Consider the following 24,209-nt stretch of genomic DNA (forward strand, 5'->3'; position numbering starts at 1 on the left):
TCTACTCCTGTGACGCCCTACTGCTGAGGGGCTGGCGGCGCCTGCGGGGGTGCCTGCGGCGGGGCCTGCGGAGGCAGCGGCTGCCCGAACGGCTGCTCCGCGACGGGCGGCTGTCCGTACGGCTGCGCGGGCTGCCCCGGCTGCCCCGGCTGGCCGGAAGCCGCCGCCGGCGGATAGGGCTGCTGCCCGTACGGCTGTCCGGGATACCCGGCTTGACCCGGCATCGGCTCCCCGGGCGCTGCGGCGTACGGCTGACCCGGCATCGCGTCCCCGGGCGCGGCGGCGTACGGCTGAGCGGGCCCGCCCGGGTACGGCTGACCCGGCTGGGCGTACGGCTGCGCCTGACCCTGCGGCGGGTAGGGCTGGCCCGGAGCCGGCGGAGCGGGGGCGTACGGCCCCGGCGCCGGCTGCGCGCCGTACGGCTGGCCGGGCGCGGGCGGAGCGCCGTACGGCTGCCCGGGGGCGGGCTGACCGGGCTGGCCGGGATACCCGGCCTGACCCGGCATCGGCTCCCCGGGGGCGGTGGCGTACGGCTGACCCGGCATCGGCTGACCCGGGACGGGCTGGCCGGGCATGGGCTGGCCGGGCATCGGCTGGCCCGGGGCGTACTGGCCCGGCATCGGCGGGGCCATGTGCGGCGGCAGGCCGCCCTGGCCGTCGCCGGTCCACAGGCCCTGCGCCTGCTGCGCCCGCGCGAAGTCCTCGGCCACCATCGCCGAGAGGTCGAAGTACGCCTCCCGGGTCTTGGGCCGCATCATGTCGAGGTCGACCTCGGCACCGGCCGCCAGGTGCTCGTCGAACGGCACCACGATCACGCCCCGGCAGCGGGTGCGGAAGTGCTGCACGATGTCCTCGACCTTGATCATCTTGCCGGTCTCGCGGACGCCGGAGATCACCGTGATCGAGCGCTGCACCAGATCCGCGTACCCGTGCGCCGACAGCCAGTCCAGCGTCGTCGAGGCGCTGGAGGCGCCGTCCACGGACGGCGTGGAGATGATGATCAGCTGGTCGGCCAGGTCGAGCACCCCGCGCATGGCGCTGTACAGCAGACCCGTGCCCGAGTCGGTGAGGATCACCGGGTACTGCTTGCCGAGCACGTCGATGGCCCGCCGGTAGTCCTCGTCGTTGAAGGTCGTCGAGACGGCAGGGTCCACGTCGTTGGCGATGATCTCCAGGCCGGACGGCGCCTGCGAGGTGAACCGGCGGATGTCCATGTACGAGTTGAGGTACGGGATCGCCTGCACCAGGTCGCGGATGGTCGCCCCGGTCTCGCGCCGCACCCGGCGGCCGAGCGTGCCGGCGTCCGGGTTGGCGTCGATCGCCAGGATCTTGTCCTGCCGCTCGGTGGCCAGGGTCGCGCCCAGCGCGGTGGTCGTCGTGGTCTTGCCGACACCGCCCTTGAGGGAGATGACCGCGATCCGGTAGCAGGAGAGCACGGGCGTGCGGATCAGCTCCAGCTTGCGCTGCCGCTCCTGCTCCTCCTTCTTGCCGCCCAGCTTGAACCGCGAGGCCGCGCCCGGGTTCCGGCTGGACTTCGCCTTCTGCTTGTTGTTGCGCAGCAGCCGGTCGGAGGAGAGCTCGACGGCCGCCGTGTAGCCGAGCGGGGCGCCCGGCACCGAACGCTCGCGCTGGTCGTGCGTGACCGACTGCGGCCAGGCCGCCCCGGTGCGCGGGTCGACGGCGCCCGGCGGGTAGCCGTACCCCTCCGGGCCCTGCGGCGGCGCCTCGCCGGGCGCGCCGGGGGCCTGCGGGTAGCCGTACCCTCCCTGCGCCTGCGGCGGGAGGCCGTACCCGGCGGGCGCGCCGGGCGTCTGCTCCGGAGCCTGCGGAGTCTGCGGCGGCTGCTGGCCGGGGTGCGGGTAGCCGTACCCGGCCTGGGCGGCGGCGGGCGGCTGAGGGTAGCCGTACCCGGCGGGCGCACCGGGCGCCGGCACGGGAGCGGGAGCCTGCGGAGGCAGACCGGGCGCGCCCGGACCCTGCGGGTACCCGTATCCGCCCTGCGGCGGTGCGCCGCCGGGAGCGCCGGCCACCGGCTGCCCGGGCCACTGCGGCGCGGGCTGCGGGGCCTGGGGGGACTGCCCGGCCTGCGGGGCGTCGGGGGAGGCGGGCGGGAAGTTCGGCGGCAGCGGCGGCAGCGCGCCGCCGGCGACGGGCGCTCCCGGCGCTCCGGGGAAGCCCGCCGGGGCACCGGCACCGGCACCGGCGCTCGCGTCCGCGGGGGCGCCCTCGGCGGGCAGCGGGGCGGCGGGGGGAAGCGCGGCGGGGACGGCGTCGGCGGGGGCCTCGTTCTGCGCGACGGGTTCGTCCTGTGCGACGGTCTCGTCCTGTGCGACGGGCTCGGCGTGGGCGTCGACGGTGTTGTCGACGTCGTCGCCGCTGTCGGCAGCGCTGCCGGTGTCGCCGTCGGCCTCGGAGACGGCCTCGGCGGCGAACTCGGTGCCGGTGTCCGCGTCGGCGTCCGTGCCGGCCTCGACCGTGTCCGGCCTGTCGGCGTCGTTCCCGTCGGTGTCGTTCACGGGGCCGGCGTCCGTCGCCGTCGCCACCTCCGGGGCCGGAGCGTCGGAGTCCGTACGGGGGTCGGGGACGGCCGCCTCGGGCGCCACCGGCTCCGGGCCCGGCTGGTCCGGGGCGGGGGTCGGGGGGACGTCGGCGCGGGCCAGGCCCGCGGCCTCGGGGGAGCCCGGCAGGGGGCCGTCCGCCGGCGCGGGAGCCGGCTGCGCGGAGGCGTCCTGGCGCAGCTGGGCGGGGTTGAAGCGCATGGTGGCGCCGCTCTCCACCTCGCCGCCGCCGAAGGGAGCGGCGGGAGCGGGAGCGGGGACCGGGGCGGGAGCCGGTACGGGAGCGGGCGCGGGCGCCGGGTAGGCCGGCGGCGCGGCGGGCGTACCGGGAGCGCCGGCCCCGGGGCCGTACCCTCCGTACGGCCCGGGAGCGGGGGGCTGCTGACCCGGGACCTGCCCGGGCATCTGGCCGGCGGTCTGACCGGGCACCCCACCGGGCGCCCCACCGGGCGCCTGCCCGGCGGTCTGGCCCTGCGCGGGCGGCGGGGCGGGCGACCAGCCGGGCTGCTGGAAGCCGCTCGGCGGCACCCCGGGCACCGGGACCGGCGCACCCGTCGGCGGCGGGGGAGTGACACCGGCGTCCCCCGGACCGCCCTGCGCGCTCTGCGTGTACCAGGCCGGCGGGGTGTAGTCGATGGTGAACTCACCCGTCATCTCGGCGGGATCCGCGTCGGACTCGTCGGCGGGCACGTTCCAGCCCCCGCGGATGTCGTCGCGATCGCCGTTCACTTTGCCTCCTGGTGTGGTCGAGCACCCTTGTGCCGTCGTGCGTCGGGGCCACCGTTCACTGCCGATCGGGCCGGCTCTCTCCCCTCGGGCCCGGCGGACCCTCCGAGGGATCCTCCGCCGCGCCCTCACCCACCCTAAACGTCGGCGACGTCACCGCGGCAGGCCCGTCCTCTCCCGGCGTCCCTCCCCCGGGGCGGGACCGCGGCCCGGGTGACGCGGGAGCGGCGGAGCGTGAGGAAGCGTGTGGGGCGAATCCGTACAAGAAGGAGCAACGCGGAGGAATCCCTGCGACCTTGCTCGCCTGCGTCCGGGATGTCACCCGCCGCCCCACCCGCCCCGACCGTGGCCCGAACGGGTGACGCGACGGACCGGCGGCCCCGCACCCCGCTGAGGGCGCGCGACCGCCGGTCCACACCGAACGGCGCGGGCCGAACTCGGCGAAGACCGAACCTCAGAGGGCCGAACTCAGCGCAGGTCGAACTCGCCGTCCCGCGCGCCGAGCACGAACGCCGTCCACTCCGCCTCCGTGTACCGCAGCACGGTGCCGTGGTCCAGCGAGGAACGCATGGCGACGGCACCGCCCGGCAGATGCGCGATCTCGACCCGCTCCTCGTCCGGGCTCGTGCCGGGGGCGCCGATCCACTCGACGCCCGAGATGTCGAGGGCGTACAACTCGTCCTTCTCCTGCGCGCTCCCCATGGGAGTTCCTTTCGCTCACGGCCTGTCGGCGGACCATGTGTCCCGTGGCGCCGGGCAGTTGGGCCCGCCCCGTGCCACCAGGAGAAATACTAGGGAAACCGGCCCCCGGCAGGGGCCGCTTCGGGCGAGACGGCACCCGGCAGGGGCTCGGGCCCGGGCCCTCAGTCCATCCGGCGGGCGGTGCCGAGCAGGCCCGACTCCGCGTCGGTCGCGTGGGTGACGACCCAGTGCCGGTCGCCGCCGGCGCACCACAGCGTCACGCCGTCCGCGAGCGTCGGCAGCGCGTCCACCTCGGTCCGCGTGAGGCCCAGGATCCGGCCGGTCTGCTGGGCCTCCTGCGGCGAGACCCGCTGGACGCCGACGAGCGTCGCCGAGCGCATCAGGCGCGGGGCGACCGGGCTGAGGTACGGCAGCAGGGTCAGCACCGACTGCCACGGCGAGGAGACGACCCGCCCGCGCGGCGGCCGCATGCCGCAGTCCCGCACCACCACGGCCGGGCTGCCGACGGTCGCGCCCAGCGGCGGGACCCGGCCCACCTCGTGGAGGGTGATGCACTCCAGACCCGCGCCCGCCGCCTGCGCGAGTCCCACCCACGCGTGCGGACGGCCGGTCTCCACGACGACCCGGGACCCGGTGGCGGCGGCGCGCAGCGCCAGCACCTGCGCCGTCCACAGGCCGCCGATCAGCAGGACGTCGTACGGCGTCGAGCGGTGGAAGCCCACCAGCTGCGCACGCCCCTCCGCGTCCTCGCCGATGACCACGCCGTCGTCGCCCACCGGGAGGGAGAGCGCGCCGAGTTCGGCCGACGGGACGGTGTGCCCCGCGTGCCGCGGGCCGATCAGCCCGCGCAGCCCCTTCACCGCGGCTCCACCGCGTCCCCTCATCGGGTACCTCCCAGAGGCATCGTCGCCAGCACGCCCGGCAGCTGCTCGCGGTCCAGCCGCAGCAGGCCGACCTTCGCGGTGCGCGCCGCCTGCTCCAGCGTCCTGCGCACCCGCACCAGTTCGTTGTCGGAGCCGCCGGTGACCCGGACGTGGCCGCCGACCTCCATCGCGCCCTGACGCGTCCCGCGCCGGACGGTGAGACTGAACGTCGTCGCGTACGCGGGCACCGACGTCAGCAGCGAGACCAGCCGCGGCAGCGGCGCCGCGCCCCGGCCGAGCTCGGGCCAGCGCCCGACCGCGTACGTGGTGTGCCAGCGGTCGTCGCAGCGCCAGACCCGGGAGGTCTCGGCGGTCCGCCGCTGCGGCGCGGCATCGGCCCGGCCCGCCCGCGCCGCCGCGTGCGGGCTGGTGCAGGCCGCCGTCGCGATGGCCGAGTTGACTTCTTCCTGGTCCAGGACGACCGCCTGGAAACCGGCGCCGGTGATCCTGCTCGCCAGGTGGTCGGCGATCCGCACCAGACAGCGCTGGGCGCCCTCCAGGCCGCCGCCGCGCGCCGCGACCGCCTCCCGGCAGCGCTCCGGATCCAGCTTCACCGCCACCCAGGTCAGCCGCAGCGCCGGCGCTCCGGTCCGCTCCTGGAGCGGCGTGTACGAGAGCCGGGCCACCGACTGCTGGGGGAGGTGCGGCGCCGGAGCGGGGCGGACCTGCTGCACCAGCTGCACCGACTCCACCACGATGTCGTCAACCTCCAGCGCGTCACCCAGCAGGGTCAGCGGGAAGGCGCGGGCGCCGAAGACCGGCCGCAGCGCCGAGCCGCTCGCCTCGACGCGCAGCACGGCGGTCAGGAAGGAGCCGTCGCCGAGCATGCCGACGGTGCGGTGGTTCCGGTCGACGTACGGCTGCGCGCCGAAGCCCCGCACGCTCTCCGTCACCGGGGCGAGGGACGGGTCCGCGTCGGGCGCGGAGGGCGCGGTGTCCCGCCGGCGGGAGCGCAGCGAGAGCGCGGTGCCCATCCAGTCCTGCACGGCCTGGCCGCGGCGGCGTATCACCGCGAGGAGCACGAGGACACCGGCGGCGACGCACGTCGGGACCAGCCAGAGGCCGCCCAGCACGAAGCCGACGGCCACCAGGGCCAGTGCCGACTCGGCCAGCACCAGCTGACGGAGCTGCACCGGGCCGATCCGTCCGGTGCGCGAGAGCGGCCGGAGCGTCGTCGTCGCGGGGACGGCCCGCGGAGCGCCCGGAGCGGGAGCCCCGGCGCGATCGTTGCTGCGTTGCCGTCGGGAAGATTGCGGCGCCCGGCCGCTGGTCCGCCGCCCGTCGCGCGCACGCGTCGCCGTACCCATCGCCGCGTTGCCCCCTCGTGTCCGTAATAGCCGAATTCCCTTGGGCGTTGACCGGGCGATCACCCTACCTGAGCGGTGAGACACGGGTGCCGCCAGGCATAGTAGGGGGCGGCGGGCCGGCGGAAGGACCCGCCGAGTGTGGCAACCTGGTCGGCCGGCGGGGAGAGGGACGACACATCAGATGGCATCACGACGGGACGAACTGAACGCCTACACCTTCGCGAAGCGGAGATTGGTCGCGCAGTTCGTGCAGCCGAACTCGACGGGTTCCGAGGAGGGCGCGCCGCGTCCGCTGCGCGCGGTGGTGCCGGGCGCCATCGTCGGCGTGGTGATCCTCGCCGTCTTCGGGGCCTGGGGCATGTTCAAGCCCGTCGCCCCCAAGGACTGGGACAAGCCCGGGCAGGCCGTCATCATCGCCGACAAGTCGACCACCCGGTACGTGGTCCTCAAGACCGGCGACAAGGTGCAGCTCCACCCGGTCCTCAACATGTCGTCGGCGAAGCTCCTGCTCGACCCCGACAAGGAGAAGATCATCACCGTCGCGGAGTCCGTCCTCGACAGCGGCAAGATCCCGCACGGCGCGACCCTCGGCATCCCCTACGCCCCCGACCGCCTCCCCGTCCCCGAGCAGGCCGGCGCCGCCAAGCGCTGGGCCGTCTGCGAGCGCCCCGGCGAGGGCGGCCGCGCGATCCAGAAGGCCGCCTTCGTCCTCGCCGCCCGCGAGGAGGCCAAGACCGACGGCCCCGAGCGCCTGACCGGCGGCGAGCTCCTGTACGTCGAGGGCCCGGACCGCACCCGGTACGTGGTCGACGCCCTGGGGACCGCGTACCAGGTCGAGAAGGACGAACTGCTGCTGCGCCAGCTCGTCGGCCAGGGCCGCGCCGCCCAGCGTGTCTCCGAGGCGTGGCTGAACACCCTCCACAAGGGCGACACCATCTCCTTCCCCCGGATCCCCGGGCAGCCGGGCGCCACGGCCGGCGTGAGCGGCCTGCCGCCCGAGGTCGGCAAGGTCGGCATGGTGCTCTCCGCGACCGACGGCACCAGGAAGCAGATGTACGTCGTGCTCCAGGACCGCGTCGCACCCGTCACCGACTTCACCGCGAAGCTGCTGCTCAACAGCCGCCAGCTCGTCGACCTCGGCCAGGCCGGCCAGGCCACCAAGGTCAGCGGCGGCGCCTTCCAGCCGGGCGGGGCCTTCGGCCAGGACAAGAAGTGGCCCGAGGCCGTCCCCGTACCCGTCAACGAGGCGGGCACCGGCGAGGGCGACCGCAACACCGTCTGCAACGTGCTCCGCGCGGTGAACGAGGACAACGGCGCCACCACCCTGAGCACCTGGGCGGGCGAGGACTTCCCCGCGACCCTGCCGACCGGCTCCAGCAGCGCGTACGTCACCCCCGGCTCCGGCCAGCTCTTCCGCCAGTTCAAGGGCTCCACGACCTCGACCGGCTTCCTCTTCCTCGTCACCGACACCGGCCTGCGGTACGCGATGCAGTCCAACGGCGACCTCGCCACCGACGACTCCGGCATCGGCAGGTCCGGCTCCGAGGAGGAGCAGCAGGCCCGGCAGGCGGAGGCGCAGCAGGCGCAGAACCGCCTCGGCTACAAGAGCATCGAGCCGCTGCCCATCCCCGCCGAGTGGTCCACCTTCCTGCCCACCGGCCCCCGCCTCTCCACCGGCGGCGCCCGCCAGCCGCAGGGCTCATGAGGACGCCCCCGCGCCGGACCCGGCGCCCGCTGGCCGTGCTCGCGACGACGGTCCTCTGCACCCTCGGCCTGCCGCTCTCCACCGCCTCCACGGCGGCGGCGGACGACGGCGGCCAGTGCAACTTCCCGAACAAGAAGTACGAGGGCCGGCCCTGGTCCCTTCAGCGCGTCCAGCTCGACGAGCTCTGGGCGCAGTCCACCGGCAAGAACGTCCGCGTCGCCGTCATCGACACCGGCGTCGACGTCCGCAACCCCCAGCTGGCCAAGGCCGTCGACGCCAAGGCCGGGATCAACCTGATCCCGAAGGACGCCAAGGACGCCAACGGCTACAAGCTGAAGCGCGGCAAGGAGAACGGCACCACCGACACCGTCGGCCACGGCACCAAGGTGGCCGGCATCATCGCCGCCCGCCCCGCCAAGGGCACCGGCTTCGTCGGCCTGGCCCCGGACGCCACGATCATCCCCATCCAGCAGAACGACGCCGACGGCAACGGCACCACGACGACCCTCGCCGCGGCGATCCGCCACGCCATCGCCAAGAAGGCGCACGTGATCAACATCTCGCAGGACACGGCGAACGCGGTCAAGCCCACCCCGGTGCTCGAACAGGCCGTCCGGGCGGCCCTGGAGCAGGACATCGTGGTCGTCGCCTCGGCGGGCAACGACGGCCTGGGCGGCAACGTGAAGTCCACCTACCCGGCGTCCTACGAGGGCGTCCTCGCCGTCGCCGCCTCCGACCGCAACAACGAACGCGCCGCGTTCTCCCAGTCCGGCGACTTCGTCGGCATCGCCGCCCCCGGCGTCGACATGGTCTCCACGGTCCCCCTCGGCGGCCACTGCGCCGACAACGGCACCAGCTTCTCCGCGCCGTACGTCGCCGGCCTCGCCGCGCTGATCAAGAGCGAGCACATGGACTGGACCCAGGAGCAGATCGTCGCCCAGATCCAGCAGACCGCCGAACGCTCCGTCGCCGGCCACGACCGCCTCGTCGGCTGGGGCGTGGTCGACCCGGTCAAGGCCCTGACCGAGGACGACAAGCCCATCGAGAAGCCCGTCGCCCACGAGGGCGTCACCCGCGCCGAGGCCCCGACCCCGGCCGCCCTCCACCTCGGCGAGACCCCCGAACAGCGCGCCGCCCGCCTGGCCACCTACGTGGTCGTCAGCGGCGGCGTCCTGGTCGCGGCGATCGCCGGCACGGCGGTCGCGCTGCGCGACCACCGCAAGCGGCGGCGAACGGTCGCGGCGGCGGGCCGGTGATCATTGCACACGCACACGCCTGATAGCGTCGAACATGACAAACGAACTGTAGAAGTCTCGTGACGAACAAGAGACTTGGGCCTGTCAGTCGCAATCACTAAAGTGGTGCGCACGTGATCGGTGGATGGCGAGTCGCCACGATCGCAATGCAGGACAGCAGGAGCAAACGGGGAGGATTGGCTCGTGTTCGAGGTAACGGGTGACGGGGGCGGGGGCGACTGTGGCAAGTAACCTTGAGCTCGGCGTCGGCGAGCTGAAGAAGTTCCGGGACAAGGTCGACGGGGTGATCTCGGACCTGGAGGGCGGCGCCGGAGGCGCCGCCAACCTGGGCCGGAACCGCATGACGCGCAACTCGCTCGGCACCGGCATGGCCTTCACCGAGGCGGACGGCTTCTTCACGGAGTACGAGCGGGTCCACTCCTCGCTCGTCGCCCTGTCGAAGTCCCTCAGCGGCCAGATCGAACTCCTCCAGATCGGCGTCCACGCGGCCGACGTCGGCTACGCCAACGTGGAGGACGAGCAGCGGCGACGCTTCCACGAGATCCGCTCGCGCCTCAGCGAGGAGCGCGCCGACGCGATCCAGCGCGAGGCGCAGGAGAAGAGCAAGCAGCCGGACCAGCCCGGGGCGGCGAGCCAGGACTCCGGCACTGTCGCGCAGGACATGAGGTGATGACCGATGAGTGACGAGAAGAACCCGAACCCGAGCACGCCCCAGCAGCCGGCGCTGACGCCCCAGGAGCAGGAGCAGGCGAAGGACACCGCGGACATCCAGTCGGTCTACGCGACGACGAACGTCCTGGAGAAGCTCGACGAGATCCTCCCCTTCGGCCTCGGCCCCAAGGGCAGCATCTTCGGCTCCACCTCCTTCGAGGGCGCCCGGCTCAACGACATGCTCGACCTCCTCGAAAGCGCCAACCCCTCCGACCTGGAGCAGGCCGGCGAAGCCCTGGAGAACGCCACCAAGTCCCTCAACGCCGCCGCCAAGGAGCTGAACAGTTTCGTCGCCGGCGTCGACTGGAAGGGCGAGGCGGCCGTCGAGTTCCAGCGGTACGGCTCCGAGGTCGTGACGTACGCCTGGGACATCGGCAAGGTCGCCAACGCGGTCGGCTCCCAGATGAAGGTGGCCAGCACCGGCCTGACCTCGGTCCGCAACGCCCGGCCGCCGCGCGACAACCGCCTCGTCCAGAAGAAGCCCACGGACTTCACCGAGGTCGAGAAGGTCGAGAAGAACGAGGACTACCAGAAGGCCGTCGCGGCGGAGAAGGACCGCCAGGAGGCCATCAACCAGATGAACCGCCTGGCGTCGTTCTACGCGGTGTCGCAGAGCACGCTGCGCGGCCAGGAGATGCCGAAGCCGCCGGAGGCGTACAAGGCGGCGGTGCCGAGGCCGACCAGGGACTATTTCGGGACCGGGGAATCCGGAACGTCTGGCTCGGGCTCTGCCCGTGACGGCCTGTCGAGGGAGTCTTCGGGACACATCAGTACCGTCGAGGACCGCACCACGCAGACGATGCCCCGCACCGGGGACCAGCTCGACGGCTCCGACCCGATCCGGGAGAAGCCGTCGGACGACACGAGGGTCCAGATCGACACGGTCAAGACGCTTCCGCCGCCGACGCTCCCGAACACCCCGCCCACCCCGACCGCGCCCACCAACACCCCGCCCCCGACCGGGCCCGGGATGCCTCCGCCGCTGACGCTCGGCACCCCGCCGCGCACCGGCGGGCCCAAGATCACCGCGAACCCGGGCGGACCTCGTCCGGCCACCGGCCGGACCGGCACCAGCCGTACGGTCGGACCGACGTCCCAGCCGGCCGTCGGTCGCTCCGGGGGACCGAAGGGCCCTCAGACGCTGGGCCGTACGGGCAACCCCCCGACCTCCCCGATGACGGGCCGCCAGAGCGGCCCGACGAACTCGCCGGCCGTGGGCCGTCCTGGTGGGCCGACGAACTCCCCGGCGACCGGTCGCAACACCGGTCCCATGGGACGTGCCGGCGGTCCGCCGGCCACCGCCCAGTCAGGTCAGACGGGGCGCGCCACGCCGCAGACCGGGCGTCCCGGACAGCCTGCCACCGGCCGTACTCCCACCGGCAGGGCCAACCCCATCATGGGCGGCACGCAGCAGCGCGCCACCGGCGGAAGCACCGGATCGCGGATCCCGAGGGGCACCGTCGTCGGCAGCGAGGGCGCGGCCGGCGGCCGTACGGCGGGGGCACGCCCCAGCCAGTCCGGCGTGGTCGGCGCCAACAACACCAAGGCGACGCCGCGTCCGGCCGGACGCGGCACCCCCAGCTCCAACGGAGTGGTCGGGACACCCCGCGGCGTGGGGGGCCGTGGCACCCAGCGTCCGGGCCGTGAGGAGCAGGAGCGTGAAGGCTCTGCGCGCCCCGACTACCTGACGGAAGACGAAGAGACCTGGAACAACCGCCGGCGCGGCGCCGTGCCGCCGGTGATCGACTAACCACGCGGAAGGCTCGGAAGTCAGGATGACGGCAGGAATGATCGAGGGCGGCAGGCTCCGCCGAGCGCTGCTCGGCACCACGGCGACCGTGGTGCTGACGACGGCGCTCGTCGGGGTCGCTCCGACGGCGGTTGCTGCCGACGCACGGTCGCAGCAGTGGTACCTGGACGCCATGGGCGCCGAGGACATCTGGAAGAAGTCGACCGGTGCGGGCATGACGGTCGCCGTCATCGACACCGGCGTCGATCCGGACACCCCCTCGCTCAAGGGCAAGGTGCTCAAGGGCTGGGACGCCGCCGAGGCGAAGGGTGATGAGACGGACGACTATGACGGCCATGGGACGACCATTGCCGAGATCATCGTCGGCTCCGGGGCGCAGGGCGGCCTCAGGGGGCTCGCACCGGATGCCAAGGTGATTCCTTATCGGGTCAGCAACACCGAGCTGCAGAACGAGCAGACCGTCAATGCCTTCGACATGTCGGAGGCGATCAAGGCTGCTGCTGACAGTGACGCAAAGATCATCAACGTGGCCTTCGGCAGCGACTACTACAGCGAAGAGGAACTGGAATCGGTCCAGTACGCCCACAAGAAGGGCAAGTTGATCTTCGCTGCGTCGGGCAATGGCGCGCTCAAGGGCAACAAGAAGCAGTACCCGGCCAGCTACCCCGAGGTGGTCGCCGTCGGGGCGACCACTCAGGGCGGTGTCGTGGCCGACTACTCGCAGCATGGTGACTACATCGACCTCGCAGCACCGGGCAGCCAGATTCCCGGATACTGCGACAAGAGCCTCACCAAGTACTGCGTGAGCGACGGCACCAGTTTTTCCGCCGCCCTCGCCTCCGCCTCCGCCGCCCTCATCTGGTCCGTGCACCCCGACTGGACCGGCAGCCAGGTCCTCCGCGCCATGTTCGAGTCTGCGGGCCGTGGCGCCGACTGGAAGCCGGGTACGGTCAGCACGAAGGCCGGTCACGGCGTCATCCGCCCCAACGCCCACATCAACCGTGGCATCGGCAAGCCGGGCGACGCGAACATCAGCCCCCTGACCAACGAGCCCACGGGCGGAGCCGCCGCAGGCGGCGCGACACCGTCCACGGCCCCGTCGGCCAACCCCAACCCCTCCGCCTCCGCGTCGACTTCGGCCGACGCCCCCTCCGCAACAGCTTCGACACAAGCCCCCGACGGCAAGTCGACGTCGGGCGCACCTGTGGCAGGCTCCAGCGAGAGTGCGGCCGGCACCGAGAGTGGGGGCGGCAGCAACATGGGCGTCATCATCGGCGCCGTGGCCGGCGTGATCGTCCTCGCGGGCGTGGGCGTCGTCATCGCCCGCCGACGCCGCGCCGCCTGACGGCCCGGCCCGGCACGTACCGCCCCACACACCACACCGCGCCCGCGAGAACCGAGGGCGCGGGCTCAACAGAGAACCCGAGAAAGGGAGAGCGACACATGTCAGTCTTGAAGGTTGGCGATCAGAGTCTCAAGGATTTCCAGGACGAGCTCACCCGCAAGTTCGATGACGTGAAGGGCCAGCTGTCGGCCCTCCAGGGCGTCATCGACAGCCTCGAAGGCCGCTGGAAGGGCATCGGCGCCGGCGCCTTCGACGCCAAGCAGACCGAGATCAACCAGGGCATGGTGCGGATCGCCAAGCTGATGCTGAACTTCCAGGAGGCCATCCAGGTCACCCGGACCACGTCCAGCAACACCGACGACGAGGTCGAGGCGGCCCTGCGCGGCGTCGACGTCACCGCCGGCTTCTCCGGCGACGCGGGCGCCGAGCGGCAGGCCCGTTCGGGCATCGCCGGCCTCTGACCTCCGGGTCGGAACCACGCACCACCACCATCTGAACGACACCACCGACACCCGGAGGGAACATGGCCGGCAACGACGGCATCATGCTCGTCACGTACGCCTCGCTCGACGACGCGGCGAACCAGATCGACGCCCAGGCCAAGCGCCTGGACGAGGCCCTGGAGGCCATCCAGACGAAGATCCGCTCGGTCTCCAGCACCTGGGAGGGTGAGGCGAAGACCGCCGCCGACGGCGCCCACGCGAAGTGGGACCAGGAGACGCGCGCGATCCACAACGCGCTCCAGAGCATCTCCAAGGCCGTCCGCCAGGCCGCCCCGGCCTACCAGGCGGGCGACAAGCGCGCGGCGGGCTTCTTCTAAGCCGAAGCCGTACGACGGCAACACAGGGTGGGCGCGCGCGGGAGGCGCCCACCCTGTCGCGCGTTCCGGGGCGCCGCAAGGCCCCCGGCCGAGGCTTCAGCCGCTCATCCCCACCACTCCGCGAGCCGGAACGACTTCACGCACTGCCAGACCGATACGAGTGCCAGGACCGCGAACAACCTCCACCGCGCACCGAGGTGGCGGGCGCGCAGGACCGCTCGGGCCTCTGGGGTGCGGGGGGGGGAAGCCTGTCAGGGCGTTCCCCCCCACCACCCCTACAACTCCGGCATCCGCCCCGTCTGCACCAGCGGGTTCCCCCGCTGCCGGGAGACGAAGATGCCGCGGCCCGCCGGCATGGGGCGCATCCGGACGCCGCCGAGGACGTCGCCCTCCTGGGGGTCGCCGGACAGCAGGAGGCCCTGCGCGCCGAGCTCCATCATGCGCTGCATGAAGGACTCGTACGCGGAGCGGCTGGCGCCCGCCCCGCTGCGGGCGATGATGAAGCGGACGCCCACGTCCCGGGCGAAGGGCAGCATTTCCGTCAGCTTGGCGAGCGGGTTGCCGCTCGACGTGGAGACCAGGTCGTAGTCGTCGACGACCACGAACAGGTTCGGCCCCGACCACCAGCTGCGGTCGCGCAGCTGCTGCGCCGTGACGTCCGCCGACGGCGAGCGGCGCCGCATCAGGTCGGCGAGCGCGTCGACGTGGTGCTCCATGTTGTTCGACATGGGCACGTACTCGGCCAGGTGCGTCGCGGGCGTGACGTCGAGCAGCGCGCGCCGGTTGTCGATCACGAAGAACTTCGCCGAGGCCCCGTCGTACCGCTCCGTGATCTGCTTGATCATCAGCCGCAGCAGGTTCGACTTGCCGGACTCGCTCTCGCCGAAGACGAGGAAGAACGGGTCGCGGTCGAAGTCGACGAAGACCGGCTCCAGGTTGTTCTCGTCGATGGCGAACGCGACACCGCGCTGCGGCTCCGCGTAGCCCGCCGGCAGCGCGTGCGCGTCCAGCTCGCGCGGGAGCAGCCGGACCTCCGGCGCGCCCGGCGCCGTCCAGTGACGGGTGACCTCCTGCGTCATCGCGGCCGTCGCCTCGGCGAGGTCGCTGTCGGAGCTGATGCCGTCGATGCGCGGGACGGCCGCCATGAAGTGCAGCTTCTCCGGCGTCAGACCGCGGCCGGGGACCCCGGTCGGCACGTTCGCGGCGATCTTGCGGTCCAGCTCGGAGTCCATCGTGTCGCCCAGCCGCAGTTCCAGCCTGTTCATCAGGTGGTCCTTGAGGTTGGCGCGGACCTCCATGGAGCGCGAGGCCGTGATGATCACGTGGATGCCGTAGCCCAGACCGCGGGCCGCGATGTCCACGACGGCCGGTTCGAGGCCCTCGTACTCGGTACGGAAGTTGCCCCAGCCGTCGATCACCAGGAAGACGTCGCCCCACGGCTGCTCGGTCACCGAGATGTCGCCCCGGGCGCGCAGCCGGCGGAAGGTCGCGATGGAGTCGACGCCCGCGGCCCGGAAGTACTCCTCGCGCCGCGACAGGATGCCGTACACCTCGGCGACCGTACGCCGGACCCGCTCGGGGTCGAGGCGGGACGCGACCCCGCCGACGTGCGGCAGCCCGGCGACCGACGCCATGCCGCCGCCACCGAAGTCGAGGCCGTAGAACTGCACCTCGTGCGGGGTGTGGGTGAGCGCGAACGCCGAGATCAGCGTCCGCAGCAGCGTCGACTTGCCGGACTGCGGTCCGCCGATGATCTGCATGTGGCCGGCGGCGCCGGAGAAGTCCCGGTAGAGCGTGTCGCGGCGCTGCTCGTACGGCTTGTCCACCACGCCCAGCGGTACGACGAGACGGCCCGCGCCCTCGTAACCGGGCTGCGTCAGCCCCCGGCCCTCCACGCCCGCGAGGCCCGGAAGGACCGAGTCGAGCGCCGGCGGGTTGTCCAGCGGCGGCAGCCACACCTGGTGCGCCTCCACGCCGCGCCCCTCGAGACGGCGCACGATCACGTCGAGCACCGAGTCGGCCAGCGCGTCGTCCTCGGCCGACCGGGCCTCGGGGACCTGCGGCCGTTCGGCCGGCTCCAGGTAGCGCACCGGCACGGGAGCCGCGGTGAACGGCACCGGCCGCCGGTCCACCGGCAGCGGCCCGCCCGGCGTCACGGCGTGCTGGTTGACGCGGTACGTGCCGGAGACGTACGCCGCCTTGAACCGCACCATCTCGTCGGTGCCGTACTTGAGGTAGCCGGAGCCCGGCACGTTCGGCAGCGAGTACGCGTCGGGCACGCCGATCGCCGCCCGGGACTCGGCCGCCGAGAAGGTCCGCAGACCGATCCGGTACGAGAGGTACGTCTCCAGGCCGCGCAGCCGGCCCTCCTCCAGGCGCTGCGAGGCGAGCAGCAGATGGACGCCGAGCGACCGGCCGATCCGGCCGATCTGCACGAACATCTCGATGAAGTCCGGCATCGCCGTCAGAAGCTCGGAGAACTCGTCGATGACGAGGACGAGCGAGGGGATCGGCTGGAGCGGGGCGCCGGCCGCGCGCGCCTTCTCGTAGTCGTGGATGTTGGCGTAGTTGCCCGCGTCCCGCAGCATCTCCTGGCGCCGGTTCAGCTCACCGCGGATGGAGTCGCCCATGCGGTCCACCAGCGTCAGGTCGTCCGCCAGGTTGGTGATCACCGCGGCCACGTGCGGCATCTGCGACATGCCCGCGAAGGTGGCGCCGCCCTTGAAGTCCGCGAGGACGAAGTTCAGCGTCTCCGAGGAGTGCGTCACGGCCAGGCCGAGGACCAGCGTGCGCAGCAGCTCCGACTTTCCGGAGCCGGTCGCGCCCACGCACAGCCCGTGCGGGCCCATGCCCTCCTGCGCGGCCTCCTTGAGGTCCAGCATCACCGGGACGCCGTCCTCGCCGACGCCGATCGGGACGCGCAGCCGCTCCGACCGGGAGCGGGGGCGCCAGGTGCGGCTCACGTCGATCGAGGCCGCGTCGCCGAGGTTCAGCAGGTCGGTGAAGTCCAGGTTGGCGAGGAGCGGCTCGTCGTCGTCCGAACCGCCCGCGACCCGCAGCGGCGCGAGCTGCCGGGCCAGCGCCTCCGCGGCGTCCGGGCTCAGCTCGTCGGGGCTCCCCTCGTACACGTGCCCGTGCCCCGACTCGAGGCGCAGCTCGCCGCCCTCGACGACCACCGACAGGTCGCCGCGGGCACCGGCGCCCCGGCCCTGCACGACCTCGACGATCGTCACGCCCTGGATGCCCTCCGGCGCGGCGAGCGCCGAGGTCTGCGGCACCGACTGGCCGTCGAGCACCACGACCAGGTGCGGGAAGTCCAGCAGCGGATGGTTCGGGCCCTGGAAGCGGGGCCGCCCCTCCAGCCGGCCGGCCACCAGGTCCTCCAGCTCCCGCGCGTCCGTCGTCATCAGCCGCCGGCTGCCCGCGCCGTCGCCGGGACCCGACGCCTGCACGTGCGGCAGCCACTTCGCCCACTCCCAGGCGGGGGCGGCGCCGTCATCGGTGGCGACGACGATGACCATGTCCTCGGGGGAGTGGAGCGCCGCCAGCGACCCCACCATGGCGCGGGTCGTCGACCGGGCCGCCTCCGGGTCCCCGCTCACCGTCAGGTGGTAGAAGGCGCGCAGCGACACCGCCATGGGCAGCCCGTCGAGGGTGCCGTGCGCGGTGAGGAACTGCTGCATCGCCCCCGCCGTCAGCGGCTCCAGCTCGTCCACCGGCGCCGTCTCGGGCGCGACCAGCGGCGTCGCCAGCTGCTGGCTGCCCAGACCGACCCGGACCTGCGCGAAGTCGCCGTCCCCGATCCGCCGCTCCCAGATCCGGCTGCCCTCGGCGACCAGCGCCCACAGCTGCTCGGGCGACGGGTGCAGGTAGAACTGCGCGTCCCGCTGGAGGTGCGCCGTCCGCAGCACCGCGCGGCGCGTCTGCGTCAGGTACTTCAGGTAGTCGCGCCGCAGGTCGGCGAGCTGCCCCTGGGTGCCCCGGCGGTAGCGGACCAGCATCGCGATGGCCATGGCCACCGTCGACGCGATCATCACCATGCCCATGATCCGCATGATCGGGTTCGGGGTCATGAAGAAGAAGACCACCGAGCCGCCCATGCCGAGCATCGGCAGGAGTTGCATCAGGGCACCCTCCTGCTGCCCCCGGGGCAGTTCCGGCGGAGGTTGCAACTGCACCTGCTCGTCGGGCACTTCGGACGGCAGCGCCCGCGGTGGGCGCTTGACGACGATCTGGCTCACAGCTCACCAATTTCCGTTGCCGGACGGAAAGTTCCTCTAGGCGCCCCCGTGGCGACGGGATCCATCCGCGGGGAGGGATCCTACTTTGGTGCGGGGTCACGGGTGGGCGGTAGGGTGGCCCGAAATATTTGCGTGGCCATGAACTATCGCAAAAATCGGGTCATTCGGAGCGCAACATCCGGAGCCCGAGGAGCGAGCTCCACGCACCGGTCCGCGAACCGGCGGCCGGTATGCGGGCGGGAGCATCGGGATCACCAGGATCTCCAGGATCTCCAGGATCACCGGGATCACCAGGATCACCACGAGGGGAAGCAGCAGGTGAGTATGACGGCGCAAGCCACGGCCGGCGGAGCCGGCCAGTCGGCTCCCACCACCGTGTTCCACGGCGGCACCGGCTTCTGCCGGATCACCGTGGTCGCACCCGACGGCCGCGTCGACGTCGCCCTCCCCGAGGACGTCGCCCTCGCCGACCTCTACCCGGAGGTGCTCCGCCTCTCCGGCCAGACCCCGGCGCCCGGCGCCCCCGTCGGCTACCACCTGGTGCGCCGCGACGGCACCGTCCTCGACGGCAGCCGCTCCCTGGCCGCCCAGCGCATCCTCGACGGCGAGCTGCTCTCGCTGCGGCCCTTCGCCGAGTCGCTGCCCCCCGCTGTCTTCGACGACGTCTCCGACGCGGTCGCCTCCGCCGTCTCCCGCGACCGCACCCTGTGGTCGGACGCCCTGATGCGCGGCGCCGGCCTCTTCGGCGGAGCGGTCCTGCTGGCCCTGCTCGCCTTCGTCCTGTGGACGGCCGAGCCCCGCCACGACATGCACGGCCTGCCCGGCATCCTGGCCGGCGTCACCGCCGTCCTGCTCCTCGCGCTCGCCGGCGTCCGCGCCCGCGTCTACGACGACCGCGGCTCCGCCGTCGCCCTCGGCACCGGCGCCATGGCGAACGCCGCCGTGGGCGGCTCCGGACTGCTCGCCCTCGCCGACGGCCAGGGCATCGGCAAGCTCCAGTTCCTGCTGGCCTGCACCGCCGTCCTCGTCTGCGCCGTCATCCTCATGATCGTCTCGCCCGGCGGGGACGGCCCCTTCGTCGCCTTCGTCCTCGCCTCCACGATCGGCGTACTCGTCGGCTTCGCCGCGATCCTCACCGAGCTGACCCCGGCCGAGACCGCCGCCGTCTGCGCCCCCGTCGCCGTCGGCGCGCTCGCCTTCCTGCCCGGTCTCTCCACCCGCTTCGCCCGGCTCCCCATCGGCTTCGAGCCGCCCAGGACCGCCATCGGCGGATACGGCTCCGAGGCCGAGCCCCAGGGCCCGGTCGACGCCGCCCGGATCGCCGCCCAGGCCCGCCGCGGCCACGAGCTCCTCGTCGGCCTCGTCGGCGGCTGCGCCCTCGTCGCCGTCGGCTCCGCCGCCGTCCTCGGCTTCTCCGACACCGTCTGGGGCCAGCTCCTCGCCCTCGCCACCGGCGTCGCCATGCTGATGCGCGCCCACCTGTTCCGCTACACCGCGCAGGTCGGCTGCGCCCTCGCGGCCGGCCTCGGCTCCCTCGTCCTGCTGGGCCTCGGCCTCGCCCTGAACCCGCCCGGAGAGCTCCTCCTGGAGGCCCTGAAGGGTGACGGCACCGCGCTCGACATCCGTACGGTGTGGCTCTCCGCCGCCATCGCCGGCGTCGCCGCGCTGCTCACGGCCATCGGCCTCATCGTGCCGCGCAAGGGAGTCACCCCCTTCTGGGGCCGCTTCCTGGAGATCGCCGAGACGTTCGTGCTGCTCACGCTGCTGCCGCTCTGCCTCGCCGTCTTCGACGTCTATCACTCCATCCGGGCGCTCACCTCCTGAGCCGCCTGGTACGCTGTGTAACGGCCGTTTGTGTACGCGCTCCCAGAAGCAACCCAGCAGCACCCCGCCGATGCCCCGCATCGGCCCCAGCCTCGGGGAGCAGCGCGCATCGGACCCAGCTCCCGAGTCACGGAAGCTCCCCTGAGATGTAGACCAGGGGCACTCGTGGGCACGAAACCTGAGGAGAACCGCGTGGCTCTCGACGCCGCCGTCAAGAAGCAGATCATGGCCGACTTCGGCACCAAGGAGGGCGACACCGGCTCCCCCGAGGTCCAGGTCGCCATGCTGTCCCGCCGCATCTCGGACCTGACCGAGCACCTCAAGACCCACAAGCACGACCACCACTCCCGTCGTGGTCTGCTGATCCTGGTCGGTCAGCGCCGCCGTCTGCTGCAGTACCTGGCCAAGAAGGACATCCAGCGCTTCCGTACGCTGGTCGACCGCCTGGGCATCCGCCGCGGTGCGGCCGGCGGCGCCAAGTAAGACGCCGTGAAGGGAGCGGTTCCCACTTTCAGGGGGCCGCTCCCTTTGCTGTACGTGCGCGAAGTACCGACCGGCAATTACTCTGGTCGCAGAACGCCACAACCCGCGCGAGAAGCAGCCGGCACGCCGCCGGTCCTCGGTAGTGGCCCCCGGACCTCATCCCGGGTGCTTCGATCGAAGACCGGCCCGCCACTTCAGTGCTTCTCCCGCACCCGTCCCGCGTCACACGGGCGCGCGGACCAAAGACGAACGTAGGAGAAACCCATAGTGGAGAACGAGACCCACTACGCCGAGGCCGTCATCGACAACGGCACCTTCGGCACCCGTACCATCCGTTTCGAGACGGGCCGTCTCGCCCGCCAGGCCGCCGGCTCCGCCGTCGCCTACCTCGACGACGACACCATGGTGCTCTCGGCGACCACCGCCTCCAAGCGCCCCAAGGACCAGCTCGACTTCTTCCCCCTCACGGTGGACGTCGAGGAGCGGATGTACGCGGCCGGCAAGATCCCCGGCTCCTTCTTCCGCCGCGAGGGCCGCCCCTCCGAGGACGCGATCCTCACCTGCCGCCTGATCGACCGCCCGCTGCGCCCGTCCTTCAAGAAGGGCCTGCGCAACGAGATCCAGGTCGTCGCCACGGTCATGGCGCTCAACCCCGACCACCTGTACGACGTCATCGCGATCAACGCCGCGTCCGCGTCCACCCAGCTGGCCGGTCTGCCCTTCTCCGGCCCGATCGGCGGCGTCCGCGTCGCGCTGATCAAGGGCCAGTGGGTCGCCTTCCCGACCCACACGGAGCTCGAGGACGCCGTCTTCGACATGGTCGTCGCCGGCCGTGTCCTGGAAGACGGCGACGTCGCGATCATGATGGTCGAGGCCGAGGCCACCGAGCAGACCATCACCCTCGTCAAGGGCGGCGCCGAGGCGCCGACCGAGGAGATCGTCGCCGCCGGCCTGGAGGCCGCGAAGCCGTTCATCAAGGTCCTCTGCAAGGCGCAGGCCGACCTCGCCGCCAAGGCCGCCAAGCCCGAGGGCGAGTTCCCGATCTTCCTGGACTACCAGGACGACGTCTACGCCGCCCTCTCCGACGCCGTCCGCGGCGAGCTCGCCCAGGCGCTTACCATCGCCGGCAAGCAGGAGCGCGAGGCCGAGCTGGACCGCGTCAAGGAGATCGCCGCCGAGAAGCTCCTCCCGGCCTTCGAGGGCCGCGAGAAGGAGATCTCCGCCGCGTACCGCTCCCTGACCAAGGCCCTGGTCCGCGAGCGCGTCATCAAGGACAAGGTCCGCATCGACGGCCGCGGCGTCACGGACATCCGGATGCTCGGCGCCGAGGTCGAGGCCATCCCGCGCGTGCACGGCTCCGCCCTGTTCGAGCGTGGCGAGACCCAGATCCTGGGCGTCACCACCCTCAACATGCTCCGCATGGAGCAGCAGCTGGACACCCTCTCCCCGGTGACCCGCAAGCGGTACATGCACAACTACAACTTCCCGCCGTACTCCGTCGGCGAGACCGGCCGCGTCGGCTCCCCGAAGCGCCGCGAGATCGGCCACGGCGCGCTCGCCGAGCGCGCGATCGTGCCGGTCCTCCCGACCCGCGAGGAGTTCCCCTACGCGATCCGTCAGGTGTCCGAGGCCCTCGGCTCCAACGGCTCGACGTCGATGGGCTCGGTCTGCGCCTCCACCATGTCGCTGCTGAACGCCGGTGTGCCCCTCAAGGCCCCCGTCGCCGGCATCGCCATGGGCCTGATCTCCCAGGAGATCAACGGCGAGACGCACTACGTCGCCCTCACCGACATCCTCGGTGCGGAGGACGCCTTCGGCGACATGGACTTCAAGGTCGCCGGTACGAAGGAGTTCGTCACCGCCCTCCAGCTCGACACCAAGCTGGACGGCATCCCGGCCTCCGTCCTGGCCGCGGCCCTCAAGCAGGCCCGCGACGCCCGCCTCCACATCCTCGACGTGATGATGGAAGCGATCGACACGCCGGACGAGATGTCCCCGAACGCCCCGCGGATCATCACCGTCAAGATCCCCGTGGACAAGATCGGCGAGGTCATCGGCCCCAAGGGCAAGATGATCAACCAGATCCAGGAGGACACCGGCGCCGAGATCACGATCGAGGACGACGGCACCATCTACATCGGTGCCGCCGACGGCCCGGCCGCCGAGGCCGCCCGCGCCACGATCAACGGCATCGCCAACCCGACCATGCCGGAGGTCGGCGAGCGCTACCTGGGCACGGTCGTCAAGACCACCACCTTCGGTGCCTTCGTCTCCCTGCTCCCGGGCAAGGACGGCCTGCTGCACATCTCGCAGATCCGCAAGCTCGCCGGCGGCAAGCGCGTGGAGAACGTCGAGGACGTGCTCGCGATCGGCTCCAAGGTCCAGGTCGAGATCGCCGAGATCGACCAGCGCGGCAAGCTCTCCCTCATCCCCGTGATCGAGGGCGAGGACGAGACGAAGGACGACGCCTCCTCGTGACGTCCCGTAGTTCCGTGACGACGGCCCGCCCCTCCTCCGAGGGGCGGGCCGTCGCCCGTACCCAAACGCTTCTCCCGGGCAAGGACGGCATCGGCACCGTCCGCCGCACGACCCTCCCCGGCGGCCTCCGCATCGTCACCGAGACCCTTCCCTCGGTCCGCTCGGCGACCTTCGGGATCTGGGCCCACGTCGGCTCCCGCGACGAGACGCCCGCGCTCAACGGCGCCACCCACTACCTGGAGCACCTCCTCTTCAAGGGCACCGCCAAGCGCTCCGCCCTCGACATCTCGTCCGCGATCGACGCGGTCGGCGGCGAGATGAACGCCTTCACGGCGAAGGAGTACACCTGCTACTACGCCCGGGTCCTCGACACCGACCTGCCGCTGGCGATCGACGTCGTCTGCGACATGCTCACGGGCTCGCTCATCCTCGACGAGGACGTGGACGCCGAGCGCGGTGTCATCCTCGAAGAGATCGCGATGACCGAGGACGACCCCGGCGACGTGGTCCACGACCTGTTCGCGCAGACCATGTTCGGCGACACCCCGCTGGGCCGCCCGGTCCTCGGCACCGTCGACACGATCAACGCGCTCTCCCGCGGCCAGATCGCCCGCTTCTACAAGAAGCACTACGACCCCACCCACCTGGTGGTCGCCGCCGCGGGCAACGTGGACCACGCCACGGTGGTACGCCAGGTCCGCCGCGCCTTCGAGCGCGCCGGCGCCCTCACCCGTACGGACGCCGCCCCGATCGCCCCGCGCGAGGGCAGCAAGTCCATCCGGACGGCCGGGAAGGTCGAGCTGCTCGGCCGCAAGACCGAGCAGGCGCACGTCGTTCTCGGCATGCCCGGCCTGGCCCGCACCGACGACCGCCGCTGGGCGCTCGGCGTGCTGAACACGGCCCTCGGCGGCGGCATGTCCTCCCGCCTCTTCCAGGAGGTCCGGGAGAAGCGCGGTCTGGCCTACAGCGTGTACTCGTACACCTCGGGCTTCGCCGACTGCGGCCTCTTCGGCGTGTACGCGGGCTGCCGCCCCAGCCAGATCCACGACGTGCTGCGGATCTGCCGGGACGAGCTCGACAAGGTCGCCTCCGAGGGCCTCACCGACGAGGAGATCGCCCGCGCGGTCGGCCAGCTCTCCGGCTCCACCGTCCTCGGCCTGGAGGACACCGGCGCGCTGATGAACCGCATCGGCAAGAGCGAGCTGTGCTGGGGCACCCAGATGTCGGTGGACGACATGCTGGCCCGGATCGCGGCCGTCACCCCGGACGAGGTCCGGGAGGTCGCCCGGGACGTGCTGACCCGGCGGCCCTCGCTCTCGGTGATAGGCCCGCTGAAGGACAAGCAGGCGGACCGCCTCCACCAGGCCGTCTCCTGACCTC

Annotated in this window: 16 protein-coding genes; 11 read left to right on the forward strand and 5 right to left on the reverse strand. The window is 72.5% G+C overall.

The genetic code is table 11. The features are described 5' to 3' along the window. Positions 1–17 precede the first annotated feature (17 nt). The 4 genes from ACIGHB_RS18705 to eccE form a co-directional block, all read right to left on the reverse strand. On the reverse strand, positions 18–3,287 hold the full coding sequence (locus ACIGHB_RS18705; RefSeq protein WP_399914310.1) for an SCO5717 family growth-regulating ATPase: 3,270 nt from the start codon (positions 3,285–3,287) through the stop codon (positions 18–20). A 465-nt stretch (positions 3,288–3,752) separates the two neighbouring features. Beyond that, positions 3,753–3,986, reverse strand: coding sequence for a DUF397 domain-containing protein (locus tag ACIGHB_RS18710; protein WP_360312273.1), 234 nt, complete (start codon positions 3,984–3,986; stop codon positions 3,753–3,755). A gap of 161 nt (positions 3,987–4,147) precedes the next feature. Then, positions 4,148–4,870, reverse strand: coding sequence for a hypothetical protein (locus ACIGHB_RS18715; RefSeq protein WP_360312275.1), 723 nt, complete (start codon positions 4,868–4,870; stop codon positions 4,148–4,150). Then, positions 4,867–6,216, reverse strand: coding sequence for a type VII secretion protein EccE (gene eccE, locus ACIGHB_RS18720; RefSeq protein ID WP_360312277.1), 1,350 nt, complete (start codon positions 6,214–6,216; stop codon positions 4,867–4,869). Before eccE ends, ACIGHB_RS18715 begins: the two co-directional genes overlap by 4 nt. Positions 6,217–6,397: 181 nt before the next feature. Between eccE and eccB the strand changes: the two genes are divergently transcribed. The 7 genes from eccB (at position 6,398) to ACIGHB_RS18755 (ending at position 13,803) form a co-directional block, all read left to right on the forward strand. Continuing rightward, the gene (gene eccB, locus ACIGHB_RS18725; protein ID WP_360312279.1) at positions 6,398–7,921 is read left to right on the forward strand and encodes a type VII secretion protein EccB; all 1,524 of its coding nucleotides are present in this window, start codon (positions 6,398–6,400) and stop codon (positions 7,919–7,921) included. Further along, positions 7,918–9,177 carry a type VII secretion-associated serine protease mycosin gene (gene mycP, locus ACIGHB_RS18730; RefSeq protein ID WP_391077382.1) on the forward strand — a complete coding sequence of 420 codons (1,260 nt, stop codon included), beginning with the start codon at positions 7,918–7,920 and terminating at the stop codon, positions 9,175–9,177. Before eccB ends, mycP begins: the two co-directional genes overlap by 4 nt. 220 nt (positions 9,178–9,397) lie before the next feature. Then, positions 9,398–9,847 (forward strand): hypothetical protein, encoded by a 450-nt coding sequence (locus ACIGHB_RS18735; protein WP_399914313.1) that lies wholly within the window; start codon positions 9,398–9,400, stop codon positions 9,845–9,847. A gap of 6 nt (positions 9,848–9,853) precedes the next feature. Continuing rightward, complete coding sequence (locus ACIGHB_RS18740) at positions 9,854–11,638, forward strand: hypothetical protein (RefSeq protein WP_399914315.1); 1,785 nt, start codon at positions 9,854–9,856, stop codon at positions 11,636–11,638. A 37-nt stretch (positions 11,639–11,675) separates the two neighbouring features. Further along, on the forward strand, positions 11,676–12,983 hold the full coding sequence (locus tag ACIGHB_RS18745; RefSeq protein ID WP_399914317.1) for a S8 family serine peptidase: 1,308 nt from the start codon (positions 11,676–11,678) through the stop codon (positions 12,981–12,983). Positions 12,984–13,081: 98 nt separating this feature from the next. Then, on the forward strand, positions 13,082–13,444 hold the full coding sequence (locus tag ACIGHB_RS18750; RefSeq protein WP_360312289.1) for a WXG100 family type VII secretion target: 363 nt from the start codon (positions 13,082–13,084) through the stop codon (positions 13,442–13,444). A gap of 62 nt (positions 13,445–13,506) precedes the next feature. After that, entirely contained in the window at positions 13,507–13,803 is a 297-nt protein-coding gene (locus ACIGHB_RS18755; RefSeq protein ID WP_360312291.1) for a WXG100 family type VII secretion target, read from the forward strand. Between the two features lie 275 nt (positions 13,804–14,078). Here the strand turns inward: ACIGHB_RS18755 and eccCa are convergent, their stop codons facing one another. Continuing rightward, the gene (gene eccCa, locus ACIGHB_RS18760; RefSeq protein WP_360312293.1) at positions 14,079–18,044 is read right to left on the reverse strand and encodes a type VII secretion protein EccCa; all 3,966 of its coding nucleotides are present in this window, start codon (positions 18,042–18,044) and stop codon (positions 14,079–14,081) included. A gap of 324 nt (positions 18,045–18,368) precedes the next feature. Between eccCa and eccD the strand changes: the two genes are divergently transcribed. From eccD to ACIGHB_RS18780, 4 genes are all read left to right on the forward strand, one after another. Next, a complete protein-coding gene (gene eccD, locus ACIGHB_RS18765; RefSeq protein ID WP_399914319.1) occupies positions 18,369–19,868 on the forward strand; it encodes a type VII secretion integral membrane protein EccD in 1,500 nt (499 codons plus the stop codon). Positions 19,869–20,060: 192 nt separating this feature from the next. After that, the gene (gene rpsO, locus ACIGHB_RS18770) at positions 20,061–20,351 is read left to right on the forward strand and encodes a 30S ribosomal protein S15 (protein WP_030753991.1); all 291 of its coding nucleotides are present in this window, start codon (positions 20,061–20,063) and stop codon (positions 20,349–20,351) included. A 267-nt stretch (positions 20,352–20,618) separates the two neighbouring features. Next, on the forward strand, positions 20,619–22,829 hold the full coding sequence (locus tag ACIGHB_RS18775; RefSeq protein WP_399914321.1) for a polyribonucleotide nucleotidyltransferase: 2,211 nt from the start codon (positions 20,619–20,621) through the stop codon (positions 22,827–22,829). Then, positions 22,826–24,205 (forward strand): M16 family metallopeptidase, encoded by a 1,380-nt coding sequence (locus tag ACIGHB_RS18780; RefSeq protein ID WP_399914323.1) that lies wholly within the window; start codon positions 22,826–22,828, stop codon positions 24,203–24,205. Before ACIGHB_RS18775 ends, ACIGHB_RS18780 begins: the two co-directional genes overlap by 4 nt. Positions 24,206–24,209 lie beyond the last annotated feature (4 nt).

It is taken from the genome of Streptomyces sp. NPDC085460 (assembly GCF_044541975.1).
Taxonomy (GTDB): Bacteria; Actinomycetota; Actinomycetes; order Streptomycetales; family Streptomycetaceae; genus Streptomyces.